At 65.4% G+C, this 17,929-nt stretch carries 17 protein-coding genes; 7 read left to right on the top strand and 10 right to left on the bottom strand.

The features are described 5' to 3' along the window. Nucleotides 1-4: 4 nt before the first annotated feature. From OSH05_RS00565 to alr, 3 genes are read right to left on the bottom strand one after another with little or no spacing between them, the layout of a single operon-like run. Nucleotides 5-724, bottom strand: coding sequence for a CvpA family protein (locus OSH05_RS00565; RefSeq protein WP_104218346.1), 720 nt, complete (start codon nt 722-724; stop codon nt 5-7). 59 nt (nt 725-783) lie between these two features. Continuing rightward, a complete protein-coding gene (radA, locus tag OSH05_RS00560; RefSeq protein WP_104218345.1) occupies nt 784-2,229 on the bottom strand; it encodes a DNA repair protein RadA in 1,446 nt (481 codons plus the stop codon). Further along, nucleotides 2,229-3,350, bottom strand: a complete 1,122-nt coding sequence (alr, locus tag OSH05_RS00555; RefSeq protein WP_104218793.1) for an alanine racemase — start codon at nt 3,348-3,350, stop codon at nt 2,229-2,231. Before alr ends, radA begins: the two co-directional genes overlap by 1 nt. Nucleotides 3,351-3,492: 142 nt before the next feature. On the opposite strand from alr, the gene OSH05_RS00550 reads away from it, so the two are divergent. Beyond that, nucleotides 3,493-3,891 (top strand): VOC family protein, encoded by a 399-nt coding sequence (locus OSH05_RS00550; protein WP_104218344.1) that lies wholly within the window; start codon nt 3,493-3,495, stop codon nt 3,889-3,891. Nucleotides 3,892-4,023: 132 nt separating this feature from the next. Beyond that, complete coding sequence (locus OSH05_RS00545; RefSeq protein ID WP_165801533.1) at nt 4,024-4,983, top strand: ATP-grasp fold amidoligase family protein; 960 nt, start codon at nt 4,024-4,026, stop codon at nt 4,981-4,983. Between the two features lie 37 nt (nt 4,984-5,020). On the opposite strand, the gene OSH05_RS00540 is transcribed toward OSH05_RS00545, so the two are convergent. Continuing rightward, the gene (locus tag OSH05_RS00540; protein ID WP_104218342.1) at nt 5,021-6,508 is read right to left on the bottom strand and encodes a replicative DNA helicase; all 1,488 of its coding nucleotides are present in this window, start codon (nt 6,506-6,508) and stop codon (nt 5,021-5,023) included. Nucleotides 6,509-6,874: 366 nt separating this feature from the next. Between OSH05_RS00540 and OSH05_RS00535 the strand changes: the two genes are divergently transcribed. Both OSH05_RS00535 and OSH05_RS00530 read left to right on the top strand, forming a co-directional pair. Beyond that, complete coding sequence (locus OSH05_RS00535) at nt 6,875-8,377, top strand: DUF1800 domain-containing protein (protein WP_104218341.1); 1,503 nt, start codon at nt 6,875-6,877, stop codon at nt 8,375-8,377. Between the two features lie 2 nt (nt 8,378-8,379). Further along, nucleotides 8,380-9,600 carry a DUF1501 domain-containing protein gene (locus OSH05_RS00530; protein WP_165801532.1) on the top strand — a complete coding sequence of 407 codons (1,221 nt, stop codon included), beginning with the start codon at nt 8,380-8,382 and terminating at the stop codon, nt 9,598-9,600. A 3-nt stretch (nt 9,601-9,603) separates the two neighbouring features. Here OSH05_RS00530 and OSH05_RS00525 read toward each other — a convergent pair whose 3' ends face one another. The 5 genes from OSH05_RS00525 to rpsF all read right to left on the bottom strand — a co-directional run bounded on the left by OSH05_RS00525 (nt 9,604) and on the right by rpsF (nt 13,514). Further along, nucleotides 9,604-10,863, bottom strand: coding sequence for an SAM-dependent methyltransferase (locus tag OSH05_RS00525; protein ID WP_104218339.1), 1,260 nt, complete (start codon nt 10,861-10,863; stop codon nt 9,604-9,606). A 220-nt stretch (nt 10,864-11,083) separates the two neighbouring features. Then, nucleotides 11,084-11,653: a 50S ribosomal protein L9 gene (gene rplI, locus OSH05_RS00520; RefSeq protein WP_104218338.1), complete on the bottom strand. Its 570-nt coding sequence runs from the start codon at nt 11,651-11,653 to the stop codon at nt 11,084-11,086. Between the two features lie 41 nt (nt 11,654-11,694). After that, nucleotides 11,695-12,636, bottom strand: a complete 942-nt coding sequence (locus OSH05_RS00515; RefSeq protein ID WP_104218337.1) for a DUF2232 domain-containing protein — start codon at nt 12,634-12,636, stop codon at nt 11,695-11,697. A gap of 126 nt (nt 12,637-12,762) precedes the next feature. Beyond that, nucleotides 12,763-13,035 (bottom strand): 30S ribosomal protein S18, encoded by a 273-nt coding sequence (rpsR, locus tag OSH05_RS00510; protein WP_104218336.1) that lies wholly within the window; start codon nt 13,033-13,035, stop codon nt 12,763-12,765. Beyond that, the gene (rpsF, locus tag OSH05_RS00505) at nt 13,035-13,514 is read right to left on the bottom strand and encodes a 30S ribosomal protein S6 (protein WP_104218335.1); all 480 of its coding nucleotides are present in this window, start codon (nt 13,512-13,514) and stop codon (nt 13,035-13,037) included. The genes rpsR and rpsF overlap by 1 nt, the downstream gene beginning before the upstream one ends. A gap of 607 nt (nt 13,515-14,121) precedes the next feature. Between rpsF and OSH05_RS00500 the strand changes: the two genes are divergently transcribed. Then, nucleotides 14,122-15,345: an MFS transporter gene (locus OSH05_RS00500; RefSeq protein WP_266352001.1), complete on the top strand. Its 1,224-nt coding sequence runs from the start codon at nt 14,122-14,124 to the stop codon at nt 15,343-15,345. Nucleotides 15,346-15,432: 87 nt separating this feature from the next. Further along, complete coding sequence (locus tag OSH05_RS00495) at nt 15,433-16,410, top strand: polysaccharide deacetylase family protein (protein WP_165801530.1); 978 nt, start codon at nt 15,433-15,435, stop codon at nt 16,408-16,410. Between the two features lie 9 nt (nt 16,411-16,419). On the opposite strand, the gene OSH05_RS00490 is transcribed toward OSH05_RS00495, so the two are convergent. Beyond that, nucleotides 16,420-16,695, bottom strand: a complete 276-nt coding sequence (locus OSH05_RS00490) for a DUF1344 domain-containing protein (protein ID WP_165801529.1) — start codon at nt 16,693-16,695, stop codon at nt 16,420-16,422. Nucleotides 16,696-16,972: 277 nt separating this feature from the next. On the opposite strand from OSH05_RS00490, the gene fabD reads away from it, so the two are divergent. Continuing rightward, nucleotides 16,973-17,914, top strand: coding sequence for an ACP S-malonyltransferase (gene fabD, locus OSH05_RS00485; RefSeq protein ID WP_104218332.1), 942 nt, complete (start codon nt 16,973-16,975; stop codon nt 17,912-17,914). Nucleotides 17,915-17,929: the final 15 nt, after the last annotated feature.

Here is a 17,929-nt window from a genome sequence, read left to right as displayed (position 1 = left end):
CACCTCAAGGGTTGGGCTGGCTCCCGTTCGTTCCCTGCTGCGGCGCGTCGTCCGGCTCTTCGGCTGGTGCATCGCCATTGTCGATCAGACTGTCGAGACCCTTGCGTTCGGCCCCACCATAGTTCGGAGCCTGCGGTACGGTGCCCGGCGCGGGCGCCGGGAGCGTCGTGGCATTGTCGGGCGAATCGGCAGCCGGCGGGGCCGCCTCATCGCTGCCGCCGTGCAGACGGTCCTGAATCGTCTTTTCGATGTCTTCGGGCAGCGCGGCGACAAGCCGATCCCCGAGACGCTTCAATATAGGTGCGCTCTGGGCGTTCGCCACCCAGCTCGGCTGATGGTCGGAGAGAATCCACGACAGAAAGGCAAAGGCGATGACGACGATCAGCACACCGCGCGCAAGGCCGAAGACGAAACCGAGCGTGCGGTCGAGCAGGCCGATTCGGCTGTCGACGACGAAGTCGGAGATCTTCATCGCGATGTAGCTGGCAATCACAAGGGTCACGAAGAACACGCCAGCTGCCGAAGCGACGATCGCGATGTTCTTGTTGGAGATATAGGGCGCCACATAGGGGAGCAGCGGCTTGTACAGATAGAAGGCTGCAGCCGCCGCGATCGCCCAGGAGGCGACGGACAGAACCTCGCGCACGAAGCCTCGCACCATGGCGAGCATCGCCGAAAGGAGCACGACGACCAGAACAACGCCGTCGAGTACGGTCACCGACATGTCTCCTGCGACCCCCAAAACGGCCCGGGCAGTTCCCGGTCCAGAACCGTAGCCAGCCGTCAGGAAAGCACGGCTTCATCCGCTTCGTCGATGCGCGGCTTGGCCGTCGCACCATCCGGTCGGCCTTTGCGCGGTCCCGAAGCCGCAATTGCGGCTACGAGTGACGCCAATTGGTCGACTCCCGTCTGTCCGGCGCCTGAGCCGGCTTCCTTGTCGAGCGAGGCCGCCGGCAGCATGGCGCGCCCAAAGCCCAGCTTTTGCGCCTCCTTGAGACGCTGCACCGCATGTGCAACCGGCCTCACGGCGCCCGAAAGGCTCACCTCGCCGAAATAGACGCAATCCGGCGGCAGAGCAATACCGGCGAGTGAGGAGACGAGCGCCGCCGCGACGGCGAGATCGGCCGCCGGCTCGACGATCTTCAGCCCGCCGGCGACGGCGAGATAGATGTCGTTCTGGCCGAGCTTCACGCCGCAATGCGATTCGAGCACGGCGAGCACCATGGCGAGCCGTCCACTATCCCATCCGACCACGGCCCGGCGGGGCGTCCCGAGCGGGGAGGGGGCGACGAGGGCCTGGATCTCGACCAGCACCGGCCGCGTTCCCTCCATGCCGGCGAAGACGGCGGCGCCAGGCGAGGCGGCATTGCGCTCGCCGAGGAAAAGCTCGGATGGGTTCGGCACTTCGCGCAGGCCCGAGCCCGTCATCTCGAAGACGCCGATCTCGTCCGTGGCGCCGAAGCGGTTTTTCACGGCCCGCAGGATGCGGAAATGATGTCCGCCTTCGCCCTCGAAATAGAGCACGGCATCGACCATATGCTCGACGACGCGCGGGCCGGCGATCTGGCCGTCCTTCGTCACATGGCCGACAAGAATCACCGTCGCGCCGGACTGCTTGGCGTAGCGGATCATCGCCTGCGCGGCGGCGCGGACCTGCGTGACCGTGCCGGGAGCGGAATCGACGGTGGCGGTCCAGAGAGTCTGGATCGAATCGAGGATCACGAGCGCCGGAGCCGGGCCGGATTCGAGCGTCGCCAGAATGTCCTCGACGCTGGTCTCGGCCGCGAGCGCGACCGGTGCATTGGCCACACCCATGCGGGTGGCACGCAGCCGCACCTGCGCGATGGCTTCTTCGCCGGAAATATAGACGACGCGCTTGCCGAGCCGCGCCAAGGCTGCGGAGGCTTGCAGGAGCAGCGTCGACTTGCCGATGCCCGGATCGCCGCCGACCAGGAGAGCCGAGCCGCGCACGAAGCCGCCGCCGGTGACGCGGTCGAGCTCGGCGATGCCGGAGGCAATGCGCGGCGCCTCGCCGCTTTCGCCGGACAAAGGCTGCAATTCGACGACGCGGCCCTTGCCGAGCCCGCGTCCTGGGCCGCCGCCGACGCCGCCCGCCGTGTTCTCCTCGACGATGGTGTTCCACTCGCCGCAGGCTTCGCAGCGACCCTGCCAACGCGCACTGACGGCTCCGCAATTCTGGCAGATGAACTGGACTCGGGCCTTCGCCATCAGGCGGCTCCGACATAGCGGCGCTCATAGCGCCCGCCGAGGCTGGTCAGGAGTTCATAGCCGATGGTGCCGGCGATACTGGCGACTTCGTCTACAGGGATGTTGGCACCCAGCAATTCGGCCCAGTCGCCGCGCTTCACATTCGGGACATCGGTCACGTCGACGGCCATCAGATCCATGGAGAGGCGGCCGGCGAGGGGGGCGCGGCGCCCGTTCAGGAAGACGCTGGCGCCCGGCTGCTCGTCGGTCGATCCGGCAATGCGCGGATAGCCGTCAGCATAGCCCGCCGAGAGGATCGCGATCCGGCTGTCGCGGCGCAGCGTCTGCGAGGCGCCATAGCCGATGCTCTCACCCGCCGGGACGTCGCGGACCTGGAGCACCAGCGCTTCGGCCTTGGCGACGACGTCGAGGGACGGCATCCCCGCCTGGAAGGCGCCGCCATAGAGCGCGATGCCCGGCCGCACGAGGTCGAAGCCATAATGGGCACCGAGATGGATCCCCGCCGAATTGGCGAGCGAGGCCGGCAGTCCCTCGAACAGGGCGGCGCCGGCGCGGAACCGCTTCAGCTGCGTCTCGTTCAGCGGATGGCCCGGTGTATCGGCGCAGGCGAGATGGCTGATGACCAGCGTCAAGCCCTGGCGGCGCCAATCGCCGGTGGAGACATCGCGTGCCTCGTCGAGGCTGAGCCCGAGGCGGTTCATGCCGGTATCGATATGGAGCGCTGCCTCGCCGCGCCCGCCACCGGCGCGATAGGCCGACCATTCGCGCCATTCCTCGATCGAGCCCAGCACGGGACGCAGCGACGCGGCGGCGAGGGCGGGCGCGTTGCCGGCCGTCAGCCCGCTCAGCACATAGATCGCCGCGCGCGGCAGGATGCGGCGCAGCCGCAGGCCTTCCGAGGGCAGGGCGACGAAGAACGAGCGGCATCCCGCCCGCTCCAGCGCGGTTCCCGTCGGCTCCAGCCCCATGCCATAGGCGTCGCCCTTCACGGCGGCCGCCGTCTCGGCCTGCCCGGCGAGGCGGGCGAGATGGCGCCAATTGCCGACCAACGCGCCGAGATCGATGGTCAGGCGACTGGAATCAGCGGGACCGGCGGCTTCGGCTTGAGCGATGGGATTCATGAACCTTTGATGCGGTGCGACCATGGCTGCGACACTAACCGATTCCTGCATGACATTGCTCGTGATCGACGATAGCTCTTCGCATGGAAGAAGGGCGATTGCGGGGCACCGCCGCCCTATTTCATGCACAGGGAACCCGCTGATGGCCGGCAGCCGCCTCGCACATGTGACCTTCCTCGTCGATGACTACGACCGGGCGATCACATTCTTCACAAACGTGCTCGATTTCGAGCTTCTTACCGACACGCCGCTCGGGCCCGGCAGGCGCTGGGTGCTGGTGGCGCCAAAGGGGACGGGTGGCGCGGCGCTGCTCCTGGCGAAGGCAGAGGGCGCCGAGCAGACGGCGCGGATCGGCGACCAGACTGGCGGGCGCGTTGGCTTCTTCCTGGAGACGGAGGATTTCGCTCGCGACTACGCGGCCTTCAGTGCGCGAGGGCTCGTTTTTCGCGAGACCCCGCGGCATGAATCCTACGCGACGGTCGCCGTATTCGAGGATCTCTACGGCAATCTGTGGGATCTGCTTCAGCCGGCGAATATCTGAGCTGCCCGGTCCGCAGCGAGAGCGACGCGATCGCGTCGGCTTGCGGCGACACGAACTGGCGTTTCCAAGGTCTTTTGAATTGCCCGTGGGGGGCTGATGCGTCTGGCTTTTTCGGGGCTGCGCGACCGTGTCATGCCGGCGCGGATCGCCAGGTGGCGGGAAATCATCGACGACACGCGTGCGCTATATCGCCGTGAGGAGGGTCGTGAACTCGCCCTGTTTCGCCCACGGCACTTCAGCGAGAAGATGCAATGGCGGAAGCTGTTCGACCTCAACCCCGACTTCGCCATCTTCAGCGACAAACACGCGACGCGGCGATTCGTGGCGGAGCGGCTCGGGGCTGGGTATCTGCCTGAGCTTCTGTGGTTCGGCCGGGACCCGGATCAGATCCCCTTCGACAGTCTGCCGACACCGTTCGTCCTCAAGAGCACGCACGGCTATGGTCACGTCGAGATCGTCGAGGCTGGAGCGGAGCCGGATACGGCGCGTATGCGTGCGTCAGCGCGGCAATGGCTGGCCTATAATCACGGAACGACGATGGGAGAGCCCGGCTATGAACATTTACAGCCCGGACTGATCGTCGAGAGACTGCTCTTCCACGATTCCGGTGAGCCGCCCCCCGAACGCAAGATCTTCGTCTTCAACGGCAAAGCGCGCGTCATAGAGACGATTTTGGTCGCGTCCGGCAACCGCGACCGCACGACGGGATTTCATACGCCCGACTGGACGCGCTTGCCCTGGCGCTCGTCGCGCGAACCGCATCCGGGAAACCTGCCGCGCCCCAAACGCCTGATCGAAATGCTGGCGGCGGCCGAGCGTCTTGCGGCCGGACTGGATCACCTCCGGGTCGATATCTATGACTGCGGCCAGACGTTCAGGATTGGCGAGCTTACCGTCTATTCGTGGTCCGGGCTGCCGCATTTCCAGCCGGACCGCGCCGACGAGATCATAGGCGACTACTGGCGCATTCCATTCCCGATGCTGCGCGCGATCATGACTGTCCTGTTCCGGCGGCACGAAATTCGTCCGCGGATGCAGAAGCCGCCGCAACGCGCCCCGGCCATGGTGGAGCCGGCCTCGGAGATTTCCTGAAGGGCGGGGTTTCCCGGCGAAGATGCCGGGCGCGACCTCACTCGTAGGAATCGGGCAGGTGGTCGCGCCGGACGAGGTTGGAGAAGCGCGTCACCTCGGCCTCGAACTGGAGCTGGACGGTTCCGGTCGGCCCGTGGCGCTGCTTGCCGATGATGACTTCGGCGACGCCGGCGACCTGCTCCATCTCGGCCTGCCATTTGAAAAACTCTTCGGTGCCTTCCTTGGGCATCTTGCCCTTCAGGTAATATTCGTCGCGATAGACGAACATCACCACGTCGGCGTCCTGCTCGATCGAACCGGATTCGCGCAGATCCGAGAGCTGCGGGCGCTTGTCGTCGCGCGATTCGACCTGACGCGACAGCTGCGACAGCGCGATGATCGGGACAGCGAGTTCCTTGCACAGCGCCTTGAGACCCGTGGTGATCTCGGTGATCTCCTGCACGCGGTTCTCGGAACGCTTGCCCGAGCCCGAAAGCAGCTGGAGATAGTCGATCACCAGAACGTCGAGGCCGCGCTGGCGCTTCAGCCGGCGGGCTCTGGCCGTGAGCTGGGCTATCGAGAGGCCGCCGGTTTGGTCGATATAGAGCGGAATGCGTGCCATTTCGCGCGACGCCGTGACGACACGGGCGAATTGGTTCTCGTCGATCGAGCCGCGGCGAATATGCGATGACGAGACGCCGGACTGCTCGGCGATGACGCGGGTCGCGAGCTGCTCGGCCGACATTTCCAGCGAGAAGAAGCCGACGATCCCGCCATTCACCGTCTTGATAGTGCCATCGGGCTGCAATTCGCCGCGATAGGCCTTGGCGATGTTGTAGGCGATGTTGGTGGCGAGCGAGGTCTTGCCCATGGCGGGGCGCCCGGCAAGGATGATCAGATCCGAGGGCTGCAACCCGCCCATCTTCTGGTCGAGATCATCGAGACCGGTGGCTATACCCGAGAGGCCTCCATCTCGCTGATAGGCGGCGCTCGCCATGTCGATGGCGGATTTGAGCGCTTCCTCGAACGCATGGAAACCGCCATCATAGCGCCCGGTCTCGGCAAGGGCGAAAAGCCGGCGCTCGGCGTCCTCGATCTGGGCCCGCGGCGGCATGTCGACCGGCGCATCATAGGCGATGTTGACCACATCCTCGCCGATGCCGATCAGCGAACGGCGGAGCGCGAGGTCGTAGATCGCCCGGCCATAATCCTCGGCATTGATGATCGTCGTCGCCTCGGCGGCCAGGCGGGCGAGATATTGCGCGAGATTGAGCTCTCCGATGGCGAGGTCGGCCGGGAGGAAGGTCTTCATCGTGACCGGAGTCGCGACCTTGTTCGAGCGGATGATCTGCGAGGTGATTTCGTAGATCTGCTGGTGCACCGGCTCGAAGAAGTGCGTCGGCTCCAGGAAGTCCGACACGCGGTAGAACGCTTCGTTGTTGACCAGCACCGCGCCGAGCAGCGCCTGCTCCGCTTCGATGTTGTGCGGCGCCTGGCGATAGAACTCGCTGGTCGGCACGTTCAGGCCAAGGGCAGGAAGGTTCATCGTCCTCGTTCTCGTGTTTTCCAAAGGTCGAAACGACACGGAGACACTCGGGCTCGCAACCCTGGGCCGCGTCCACGCCTCGTCACGCCGCTTCGGATGGCGAGCCTCCTCCGACGCTCACTTAGCCGCCAGCTTCCGTTCAAATCGAATCGATTGCCAGTCTAGTACCGCTATTAACAGCCATGTGAATTCTCCGCCTGCGAAGGGCCGAGACCGCATTTGAAGCTTGCAAGTTGCGGCGTTGAGACAATCCGATTCGCGATGCCGACAATTTAGCCCAGAGCCGCAATTTTCGCTTAACCGCGTAGGAGCCTGCCGCTCGAGCCGTCATGGCTATCGGCTGGGGCAAGCCGAAGGAGCGCATGCATGTCAGTGGAAGAGGCCGCCTTGGCCTTGAAACGATTCGGCCTCGGCCCGAGGCCTGGCGATATCGGCCGGATCGCCGCCGATCCGAAAGCCGCCGTCCTGGCGGAACTGGATGCGGCGGATATCGTCCGTCTCGACGATGCGGGGTTGCCGGGTGCCGAAGAGGCCTATCTCGCCATCCGCCGCGACCAGATCGCCCGCCAGACGACGCGGCGTGCCGCGCCCGAGGTGAAAGTGCCCGACATGGCGGCCGCCGAGTCGGCCGGTGGAATGGCCTCCACGGCAGCGGGCGACGCATCGAAGGCAGCGCCGGTTGCAGTACCGGTGGTCGGGGCGGCCATGATGGCGCCCGGCGGCAAGGCGCTCGACGATACGGCGCCGCGCCGCTCCATGGTGTTCTACCGGTCGGAGATCGCGGCCCGTGCGTCCCGCCGGCTCTCCGCCGATATTGGCTATGTCGAGCGCCTCGTCGATTTCTGGGCGAATCATTTCGCTCTGCAATCCGACAAGGACGAGCGGATCCGAGGTCTTGCCGGTGCCTTCGAGCGCGAGGCGATCCGTCCGCATGTGCTCGGCCGCTTCGAGGACATGCTGGTCGCCGCAACCCGCCACCCGGCCATGCTGCTCTCGCTGGACAATGTCGATTCCACCGGCCCCAATTCCCCGGCCGGCCTCAAGAGCGGCAATGGCCTCAACGAGAATCATGCGCGCGAAATCCTCGAACTGCATACGGTCGGCGTCGATGGCGGCTACAGCCAGCAGGATGTGACGGAATTCGCGCGCGTCCTGACCGGTTGGACCTTTGTCCGGGATGTACGGCGATCCGACATCGGCAGCTTTTTCTTCGCGGCCAACCGACATGAGCCAGGCGGCCATGTCGTGATGGGCAAGACCTATTCGGTCGATCCCGATCATCCCAAGGGCAATGAGCGGCAGGGGCTGGACGTGCTGCAGGACCTAGCCGCCCACCCCGCCACCGCCCATCACATAGCCACCAAGCTCGCCCGCCATTTCGTCGACGACCATCCGCCGGAGGAAATCGTTGCTGCGCTCGCCGGTACGTTCCGGAAGACCGACGGCGACCTGAAGGCCGTGTCGCGCGCTCTGATCGAAGCCCCCGCAGCCTGGGGCAAGGGGCAGAAATTCGCGACACCGCAGCAATTCGTCAACGCGTCGCTGCGGGCGACCGGCGTAACGTTGGACACGCCGCGTATGCAGGGCGTCCTCCGCTCGCTCGGTCAGATGACTTGGGCGCCAGTCTCGCCGGAGGGATTCCACGACGACGCCGCGACGTGGCTGTCACCCGACGGTATGACCACGCGACTTGATGTCGCCGACCGCATCGCTCAGCAGGCGACGCTGTCCCGCCCGCCGGAGCAACTCGCCGAAGACCTGCTCGGTCCGGACCTATCTGCCGATACAAGGCAAACCATCCGCCGTGCGGAGACCGGCCGCCAGGCCGTTGCGCTGCTGCTCATGAGCCCCGAATTCCAGTGGAGATGAAGATGACCAATCACGCTTCCGCCTCCGGCAGCTTCCGTCCGACCCGGCGTCTCTTCCTGGCTTCGGCCGGATCTTTCGTCGCCTGGGCCCAGATGCCGCGCTTCGCCTTTGCAGGCACCCGCGATCCGCGTTTCGTCCTCGTAATCCTGCGCGGGGCCGTTGACGGATTGGCTGTCGTCCCGCCGATCGGCGATCCGGCCTATACGGCGCTTCGCGGCGACATCGCCGTTGGCGCCAAGGGTGTCGGCGGCGCCAGCCCGCTGCATGGCATATTCGCGCTTAACGATGCCATGCCGAACTTCCGCCGCCGCTTCCAGTCGGGAGAGGCTCTCGTCGTGCATGCCGCGGCGACTCCCTATCGGGATCGTTCGCATTTCGACGGCCAGGATGTCCTGGAGAACGGCACCAACGGCCCCCGGCTTGCCGAGACAGGCTGGCTGAACCGCGCCGTGGCGGCGCTGCCGAAGGGCGATGCGGTGCGGCCCCTCCACGGCCTTGCCGTCAGCCCCGTCGTGCCGCTGGTGCTGCGCGGCGCGGCCCCGGTCTTCACCTGGATGCCTACCGATTTGCAGGCGACCGGCCCCGATACGGCGCAGCGGTTGATGGACCTCTATTCGCAGACGGATTCAAAACTGGCCCAAGCCTTTTCCGCTGGTCGCGAGATCGATCGCATGGCAGGCGGCGGCGGACGCCCGGGCGGCGACATCAACAACCAGTTCCGGACGATCGCCGTCGGCGCCGGCCGGCTGCTGGCCCAGGAGGACGGTCCGCGCATCGCGGCGCTCTCCTATGACGGCTGGGACACCCACGCCAAAGAAGGGCCGATGGATGGCAATCTCGACAAGCTTCTCGGTGCGCTGGACGGGGCGCTGGAGGGTCTCGCGGTGGAACTCGGCCCGGTCTGGAAGGATACGGTCGTTGCCGTGGTGACGGAGTTCGGCCGGACCGCCCATGTCAACGGTACGGACGGAACCGACCATGGCACGGCGACGATGGCGCTTCTGGCCGGCGGCGCGGTTCGTGGCGGGCGCGTTGTCGCCGACTGGCCCGGTCTTGCGCCGAACCAGCTCTACCAGGCGCGTGACCTGAGGCCGACCACCGATCTGCGCGCCGTGCTGAAGGGGGTGCTGCGCGACCATCTCGGCCTCAGCGAACGGGTGCTTTCCACCGAGGTCTTCCCCGGAAGTCTGCCTGTCCGTCCCCTGAACGGTCTGGTCGCCTGATCCTTATTCGCCCGCGATCTTGAGCGAGGGGCGCGAGCCGGCGTTATCGCGCCGTCGCAGCGCCTCCTCGGCCTGCCAGATATAGTCGCGCGTCAGCGGCAGCGCGTTCTGGTCGCGGACGATCTGGATCTGGAAGTTCATCATGTCCTGGAAGCGGAACGCCGTTTCCGAGGCCGCCAGGTAGAACTCCCACATCCGGCAGAAGCGTTCGTCATAGAGCGCCTTCGCCTCTTCGCGCCGGGCGAGGAAGCGCTCGCGCCAGGCCTTCAACGTCTCCGCGTAATGAAGGCGAAGGATCTCGACATCCGTTACCTTGAGCCCGGCCCGTTCGATCGCGGGCAACACCTCGGAAAGCGAGGGAATGTAGCCGCCGGGGAAGATGTATTTGTGGATCCAGGAATTCGTCTCGCCCGGCCCGTCGAACCGGCCGATCGAGTGCAGCACCATGACGCCGTCATCGGTCAGCAATTCGCGGACCTTTTGGAAGAACTGGTCATAGTGGCCGACGCCGACATGCTCGAACATGCCGACCGAGACGATACGGTCGAAGCGGCTCGTCAGCGAGCGGTAGTCCTGCAGCAGGAAACGGGCGCGATGGGCGAGGTCGCGTTCCTCGGCGCGCGAATTCGAAACCTTGTGCTGTTCTTGCGAGAGCGTCACGCCGGTGACGTCGACATCGGCGTGACCAGCGAGATAGAGGCCGAGCCCGCCCCAGCCGGAGCCGATATCCAGAACACGCTGGGTGGGAGCGAGCGCAAGCTTCGCCGCCAGATGCCGCTTCTTGGCATGCTGTGCGTCTTCCAGCGTCGTTTCGGGCGTCTCGAAATAAGCGCAGGAATATTGCTGGTCGCTGTCGAGGAACAGCGAATAGAGACGCCCGTCGAGATCGTAATGGTGCGCGACGTTGCGCCGGGCGCGGAATGGCGTGTTCCATTGCCGGAAGCGCCTTGTCCAAACCCTCAGGCGGTAAATGACGCGCGCCCACCAGGCGCGGCCCCCGCCGCCGATGTTCTGGAGCACGGTGGCCAGGAAATCGTAGATCGAGCCCTGCTCGACGACGAACCCCCCATTCATGAAGGTTTCGCCGAGCTTCAGTTCCGGATTGAGCATCACCGCGCGTTCGGCGGCGGCGGAGGTAAACCGCGCGCGGACGAGACTGCCGCTGCCATCGCCGAAGCGATGCGCGACGCCCTTCGCATCGACGATCTCCAGCGAGCCCTTCAACATGATTCGCGAGAGATACTTCACGAGCAACCGGTTCATGTGAACGCTGCCCCTTCCTCTGAAACCTCGTTTCACCGAGCGTAGGCTTCAATTTTCCGGTGTTACCCAGCTGTCATACAAATGTTAGTCCTGATTTCGCCATGATTTCAAGGGCCTCAGCGTGACCCGAAAGCCACGCCGGCCAAAATGAAAACGGAGCGCGCCGAGGGATCGGCGCGCTCCGTTGAAAAGTAAGGCGTCCTTTGGGTTTCGAGTGGGCTTACGCCTGCTCGGAAAGGTCCTCGTCTTCGCCCTCGAGGCCTTCTTCCTCATCTTCCAGAGGCTCAAGCTCGAAGACTTCGCGTACCGTCAGGTCTTCGCCGCGCGACTGGCGAGTCGCCTCATCGACGCTTCGCGCGACGTTGATGGTGACGGTCGATTCGACTTCGGGGTGAAGCGCGATCGCGACAGTGTGCAGGCCGATGGTCTTGATCGGATGATCGAGCACGACCTGGTTGCGCGCAACGGCGAAACCGCCTTCCGAGATGATGTCGGCGATGTCGCGGCTCGAGACGGAGCCATAGAGCTGGCCGGTCTCGCCCGCCTGGCGGATGACGATGAACTTCTGTCCGTCGAGCTTCTCGGCAACGGCGCTGGCTTCCTGCTTGCGCTCGAGGTTGCGCGCCTCGAGGTGGACCTTCTCGGTCTCGAAGCGCTTCTTGTTGCCTTCGGTCGCGCGCAGAGCCTTGCCCTGCGGAAGCAGGAAGTTGCGGGCGAAGCCGTCCTTGACGTGCACGATCTCGCCCATCTGGCCGAGCTTGGCGACGCGTTCCAGCAGAATGACGTCCATGATCTATCTCCTTGTTGGTGTCATTGGATGAAATTGAGAAATCACTTGGGTCCGTCCGCGCCGCCGAGGCGGCGCGAGCGCAAATCGAAAAGGCTGTCGGCAACGCCAACGACGCACATCACGACGAGCGTCGGGCTGAACAGAAAGGTCAGTACGTAGAGCAGCCACAACAGCACGCCCCGGGCGGGACGGCCCAGCAGGGATGCGTGGACGAGGCCGTAGCCGGTGAGCGCGAAAATGGCGGCGAAAGCGCCGGCAAAGGCTCCGCCGACTTCACCGATCGACCCGCCGATAAACGTCGCTGCCAGGGTCAGACCGAAGAAGAGGACGAGGATCCGCTGCGGGCGTACGCGCCAAAGCGGGGTCCAGGGGCGCTGCAATAGTCCCGACCTCTGGACGATGCGGGCGCCGACATAGACATTGAACACGACGATGACGAGCACGGAAAACGCGAAGAGGACCGGCATCAGCGTGACAATCGCGCCGACGATCGGCTCTAGCTGACCGCGCGCGACTTCGGATCCGCCGTCTGCCATGATCGTCGTCAGGGCATCGAGCAGGCCGGCGGCAAGAGTTGCAGAATCATACCCGCGCAGCGCCGTCCAGGCGACGACCGACAGCGCGGTTGCCAGGCCGGCCCGAAGCAATACGGTGTCGAGCGGAAACCATTCCTGCGCGTCCGGCGTGGCCTCCGAGGGGCGCGATAGCCCGACGAGATGGGCGACCCAGGCCACCGGCGCGGCATAGTTGATCAGATAGAGGACGCCGAGGACCGGATCGAGGGCGATAGCGATCAGCGCCGATGCCATCGCCGCGGCCAGTGCGCCCGAGAGCGTGCCGAAGCCCAGACCAGCGATCGCGATGGGGAGCGGGGAAATGAGGAAGAGCGGGACGGCGACGAGATTGCTCGTCAGCAGGCCGGCATAGAGCAGGGCCGCCGCGAGTCCGGCGCCGAGGCCGATGAGGACATTGCGTATCATCATGTGCTGTCCCGCTTGATCAGCGGTTAGAGGCGCGCGGCGACTGCCCGCACCCCAACCCGGATAGATCGGCGCTTGAAACGCCGAGGAGAACGCGCCGGCCGATCCGTGCGGCCGGCGCGATACGCCTTACTTGATGACGTAGGGCAAGAGGCCGAGGAAGCGCGAACGCTTGATGGCCTGGGCCAGCTCGCGCTGCTTCTTGGCCGAGACGGCCGTGATGCGCGAGGGAACGATCTTGCCGCGCTCGGAAATATAGCGCTGCAGCAGCCGCACGTCCTTGTAGTCGATCTTCGGCGCGTTGGGGCCGGAGAACGGGCAGGTCTTGCGACGACGGAAGAAGGGACGACGCTGGCCGCCCGAGCTGGTGGTGGTGGTGCTGGAAGTGCCGAACTCAGCCATTATTCTGCTCCACCTTCGCTCTCTTCGGACCGGGGACGACGCTCGCTGCGGAAGCCGCCGCCACCGCCATCACGATCGCCACCACGGAAGCCGCCGCTGCGCGGACGGTCGCCGCGATCACCGAAACGGCCGCCGCGATCATCGCGGTCTTCGCGGTCACGCTTCTGCAGCATGGCCGACTGGCCTTCCTCATGCGCCTCGACCTTGATCGTCAGGATGCGCAGAACGTCTTCGTTCATGCGCTGCTGACGCTCGAGCTCGGCGACGGCCGCGGACGGCGCGTCGATGTTCATGAGCGTGTAGTGCGCCTTGCGGTTCTTGCGGATCCGGAAAGCGACGGACTTGAGGCCCCACTGCTCGATCTTGGCGACGGAGCCGCCATTGGCTTCAAGGATGCCCTTGAAGGTCTCGGTCAGCGTCTCGACCTGCTGCGCCGACACATCCTGTCGGGACAGAAATACGTGTTCGTAAAGTGGCATAGTGCCCTTCCTTCATGCTGCCCGGCGCCAAGCCTCACCGAAGCCTTCGAGAAAGGCTTGATCGGTATAACTTCGAGAGCGGAGACACGGGAAGACGGGATCCTGCGATCCCTGCGGCAAGCCGCCTTCCGTTCAACCCCCGGCCGGGTGTCATTGCGACGGGCGGTGCATATCTGAAATGCCGTACGGAGGCAAGTATCGACGCCCCGGTCGCGACGTCAGCGCTTCCATGCGACGCGGAAGCCGACATCGAAGGCATTGCCGATGCCGATGCTCAGCGGCCTCACGATAGCTGAGCCAAGTAAGAGAAGAAACGGCGGACGGCACGCGTCTTCACCGCGCCTTGAAGGAATTCGACGCCGAGCCATTCGGTGATGTGGAGCAACTGGACCGTGAGGCCGGCGAACAGCTGAGGCGCGGCGGCGGACGATTTCTGCCTGGTCAACGCGCTCCGGCAATCATTATAAGAATTCGTGATCGAAGCATCGAATCGCTATGCTTCCCTTCCGGTTGGACCGGAGGCATATTGGCCTCCCCTCAAGATCAGCGGAAGCCGGCCCCGGCCTGCTCTTCCTCGGTCATTTCCCATTCGAGGACTTCGAAAAAAGTGAGCCAGAGCGCAGAAGCCCTGCCGGGCGCCGCGGGACGTAGCCTTGCCCAGAAGACCGCCTTCGGCATCCTCGTCGCCATCAGCATGTCGCATCTGCTGAACGACCTGATGCAGTCGGTGATTTCGGCGATCTACCCGATCCTCAAGAACGAATTCGCGCTCGATTTCGGCCAGATCGGCATCATCCAGCTCGTCTTCCAGCTCACCGCCTCGATCCTGCAGCCTCTTGTCGGCATCTATACCGACAAACGCCCGCTGCCATTCTCGCTGCCGGTCGGGATGGGCTTCACGCTCATCGGTCTACTGTTGCTGGCGACGGCCGGCAGCTATGTCATGATCCTCGTATCGGTAGCGATGATCGGGCTCGGTTCCTCGATCTTCCATCCTGAATCCTCGCGGGTCGCCCGCATGGCATCGGGCGGGCGCCATGGCCTCGCCCAGTCGCTGTTCCAGGTCGGCGGCAATTTCGGTTCGGCCATCGGGCCACTGCTCGCCGCGCTCATCATCCTGCCGCGCGGGCAGGGGGCTGTGGCCTGGTTCGCCCTTGCCGCCTTGATCGGCATCCTGCTCCTGTCGCGCGTCGGCCTCTGGTATCGCGCGCAGCACCGGGCAGCCGGCGGGAAGAAGGCGGTGCAAGCGGTCGTCTCGACCCTGCCGCGCAAGGTCGTCGTGCGTTCGCTGGTGATCCTGGCGCTGCTGATTTTCTCCAAGTTCTTCTATATGGCGGCGCTGACCAGCTACTACACGTTCTTCCTGATCGACGAATTCGGCGTCTCGGTCCGCGATTCCCAGCTCTATCTGTTCGTCTTCCTCGGCGCCGTGGCGGTCGGCACCGTCGCCGGCGGCCCCATTGGCGACCGCTTCGGGCGGAAGTTCGTCATCTGGTTCTCGATCCTGGGAGTGCTGCCCTTCACGCTGCTGCTGCCGCATGCCTCCCTGTTCTGGACGGTCGTGCTCTCGATCATCATCGGGCTTGTCCTTTCCTCGGCGTTCTCGGCGATCATCGTCTATGCGCAGGAACTGATGCCCGGGAAGGTCGGCATGGTCTCGGGGCTCTTCTTCGGCTTCGCATTCGGTATGGGCGGCATCGGTGCGGCGGCGCTGGGCGAACTCGCAGACATGACGTCGATCAAGTTCGTGTTCCAGGTCTGCGCCTTCCTGCCGGTGATCGGCCTTCTGACCGCCTTTCTTCCAAACCTCGCCCCGCCGCGCCGGCACTGAGGCGGATGGAGGCAACGCGGCCTTTCACCGCGTTGCCATGGAACCCGCTGCCTTGATGCCGCCGTCTTGGGGATGTGGAACGGCGCCATGATGAAACATGCCGCCCTGCTTGCCGCTTTTTTCCTGGTGCCGACGCTCGCGCTGGCCGACCCTCCCGCCGCCTGCTTTTCTCCGGGCGAACTCGCGGCGGTGGAAGGCGAGAACCTGTCGCGCCGTGCTACCGCCGCGGACCATTTGGTCGTTCCGACGGCGACGCCCGCGCTCTTGTCGGGTGCGGCCGAAGACGCTTCGGGCGTCGTGCGGCGCGTCAAGCTGCCGGCGGGTCAGAAGCTGGTGGCGTTGACCTTTGACCTTTGCGAGGCGGGCCGGGAAGTCGCCGGTTATGACGCGGCGGTGGTCGATGCGCTGCGTGCGCAAAAAGCGCCGGCGACGTTCTTCATGGGCGGACGCTGGGCGCAGAGCCACGAGGCGCGGGCGATGCAGCTTCTGGCCGATCCGCTGTTCGAGATAGGCAACCACACCTATGACCACGCCAATCTCGATCACGCCGATGCCGCCAAGGTCGCGGAAGAAATCGGCCGCACCGAAACGGTGTTGCAGGGGCTGCGCGAACGGATCGCGGCGGTCTGCCCGGCGGTCGGTGCGTTGCCGGCGAGCGGCGTCTTCCGCTTCCCCTACGGTTCCTGTTCACCGGAGAGCCTTGCCGCCGTCTCGGCCATGGGCGAGACGGCGATCCAGTGGGATGTCGTCTCCGGCGATCCGTCGGGCATCGGCGCCGCGCCGATGGCGAAGGCCGTTCTCGCCGAGGTGAAGCCCGGTTCGATCATCGTCATGCATGCCAATGGGCGCGGCAAGCACACCGGGGCAGCTCTAAAGACGATCATCCCGAAGCTGAGGGCTGCCGGCTATCGCTTCGTCACGGTGTCGGAACTGTTGAAGGCCGGCGCTCCTCAGCGGAGCGCCGCCTGCTATATCGAACGGCCCGGAGATACGGCGCGCTACGATCATCCCACCCACAAGATGGAACCGGCAACGGGGGGCGGTGCGAAACCGACCCCCGGCTGACGAGATCGGCTAGGGCGCGGGGCTCGAGGCGCTCTCGAACTGCGCCGGATCGTCGGTGAAGCCAACGGCCGTCTTGCCCTGATACGTCACGATCACCTGCTCGCCCGGCATGACGCCGAGAAGCTGCGACGGATGCTGCAGCGTATATTGGCGGCCATTGTCGAGCGTGACCGTCGCGGTCTGGGAATTGACGCCCGTCAGCTTGCCGGTGTCGACGTCCATGGCGAAGGCCGGGGCGGCGGCCATGAGGACGACAACCGGAGCGAGGATTGCGAGAGTTTTCATCGGATAACTCCAACTTTGAGATCGTCTCCCCTTCGATGTTGCATGGCACCGAAACGAGACAAATTGGACATGGAGCGCGTCCGTTGGCCGGCAACGTCCCGAGAGCGACATGAACGGAATTTAATAAGGCGGCCATGTTTTATCGCTGCCTGCCGGAACCAGGGAAGTCGGGTCCAAGGCCGCGCCGGGCTTGACTTCGGGCGGCGGAGAGGCGATTAGCCGCCGCCAATAGAGCCCATCTTTCCGGGCCAAAATTCAGATCAAGGGGCGCGATCGCATGACGGCGGCGCTGACATTTCCAGGGCAGGGCAGCCAGGCTGTCGGTATGGGCAAGGCAATCGCCGAGGCCTTTCCGGCGGCGGCTGCCGTCTTCGAGGAAGTAAACGATGCTCTCGGCGAAAATCTGTCGGGACTGATCTTCGAAGGGCCTCTCGACACCTTGACCCTGACCGCCAACGCCCAGCCGGCGCTGATGGCGGTGAGCCTTGCCGCGATGCGGGCGCTGGAGGCCGAAGGTCTCGTGCTCGATCGGGCGGCTGCCTATGTGGCCGGTCATTCGCTCGGCGAATATTCGGCGCTGGCTGCCGCCGGAAGCCTTTCCATTGCCGACGCGGCCCGCCTGCTGCGAATTCGCGGCAAGGCGATGCAGGCGGCGGTTCCCGTGGGCGAAGGGGCGATGGCGGCCCTGCTCGGGCTCGATTTCGAGACGGCGAAGGCCGTCGCGGCGGAAGCCGCTGGCGATGACGTATGCGAGGCCGCCAACGACAACGGACCGGGCCAGGTCGTGATTTCGGGCAGCCGCGCGGCGATCGAGCGCGCGCTGGAGATCGCCCGGACCAAAGGTGCCAAACGGGCGATCCTGCTGCCCGTCAGCGCTCCGTTCCATTGCCGCCTGATGCAGCCCGCCGCCGACGAGATGGCCGAGGCGCTCGCGGGTGTCACGATCGCCGTGCCTCGGGTGCCGATCGTGGCCAATGTACTGGCCGCTCCGATCCAGGATCCCGACGCGATCCGTGCCCGGCTTGTCGAGCAAGTGACGGGCATGGTGCGCTGGCGCGAATCGGTCGAATGGTTGGCGGCGAATGGCGTCGACCGCCTCGTCGAAGTCGGTGCCGGCAAGGTGCTGAGCGGGCTGGCGAAGCGCATAGCGCCCGGCGTGGCAACGCTTGCCGTCGGCCAACCAGAAGACGTGCCGGCCGCTATCGCGGCTCTCGCCTGATAGAGAAGAGGGGAC

Origin of the sequence: Kaistia algarum (genome assembly GCF_026343945.1) — a bacterium.
GTDB classification, from domain to species: domain Bacteria; phylum Pseudomonadota; class Alphaproteobacteria; order Rhizobiales; family Kaistiaceae; genus Kaistia; species Kaistia algarum.
Note: the sequence above shows the minus strand (reverse complement) of the source record. Positions and strands in the feature narration are given on the sequence as shown.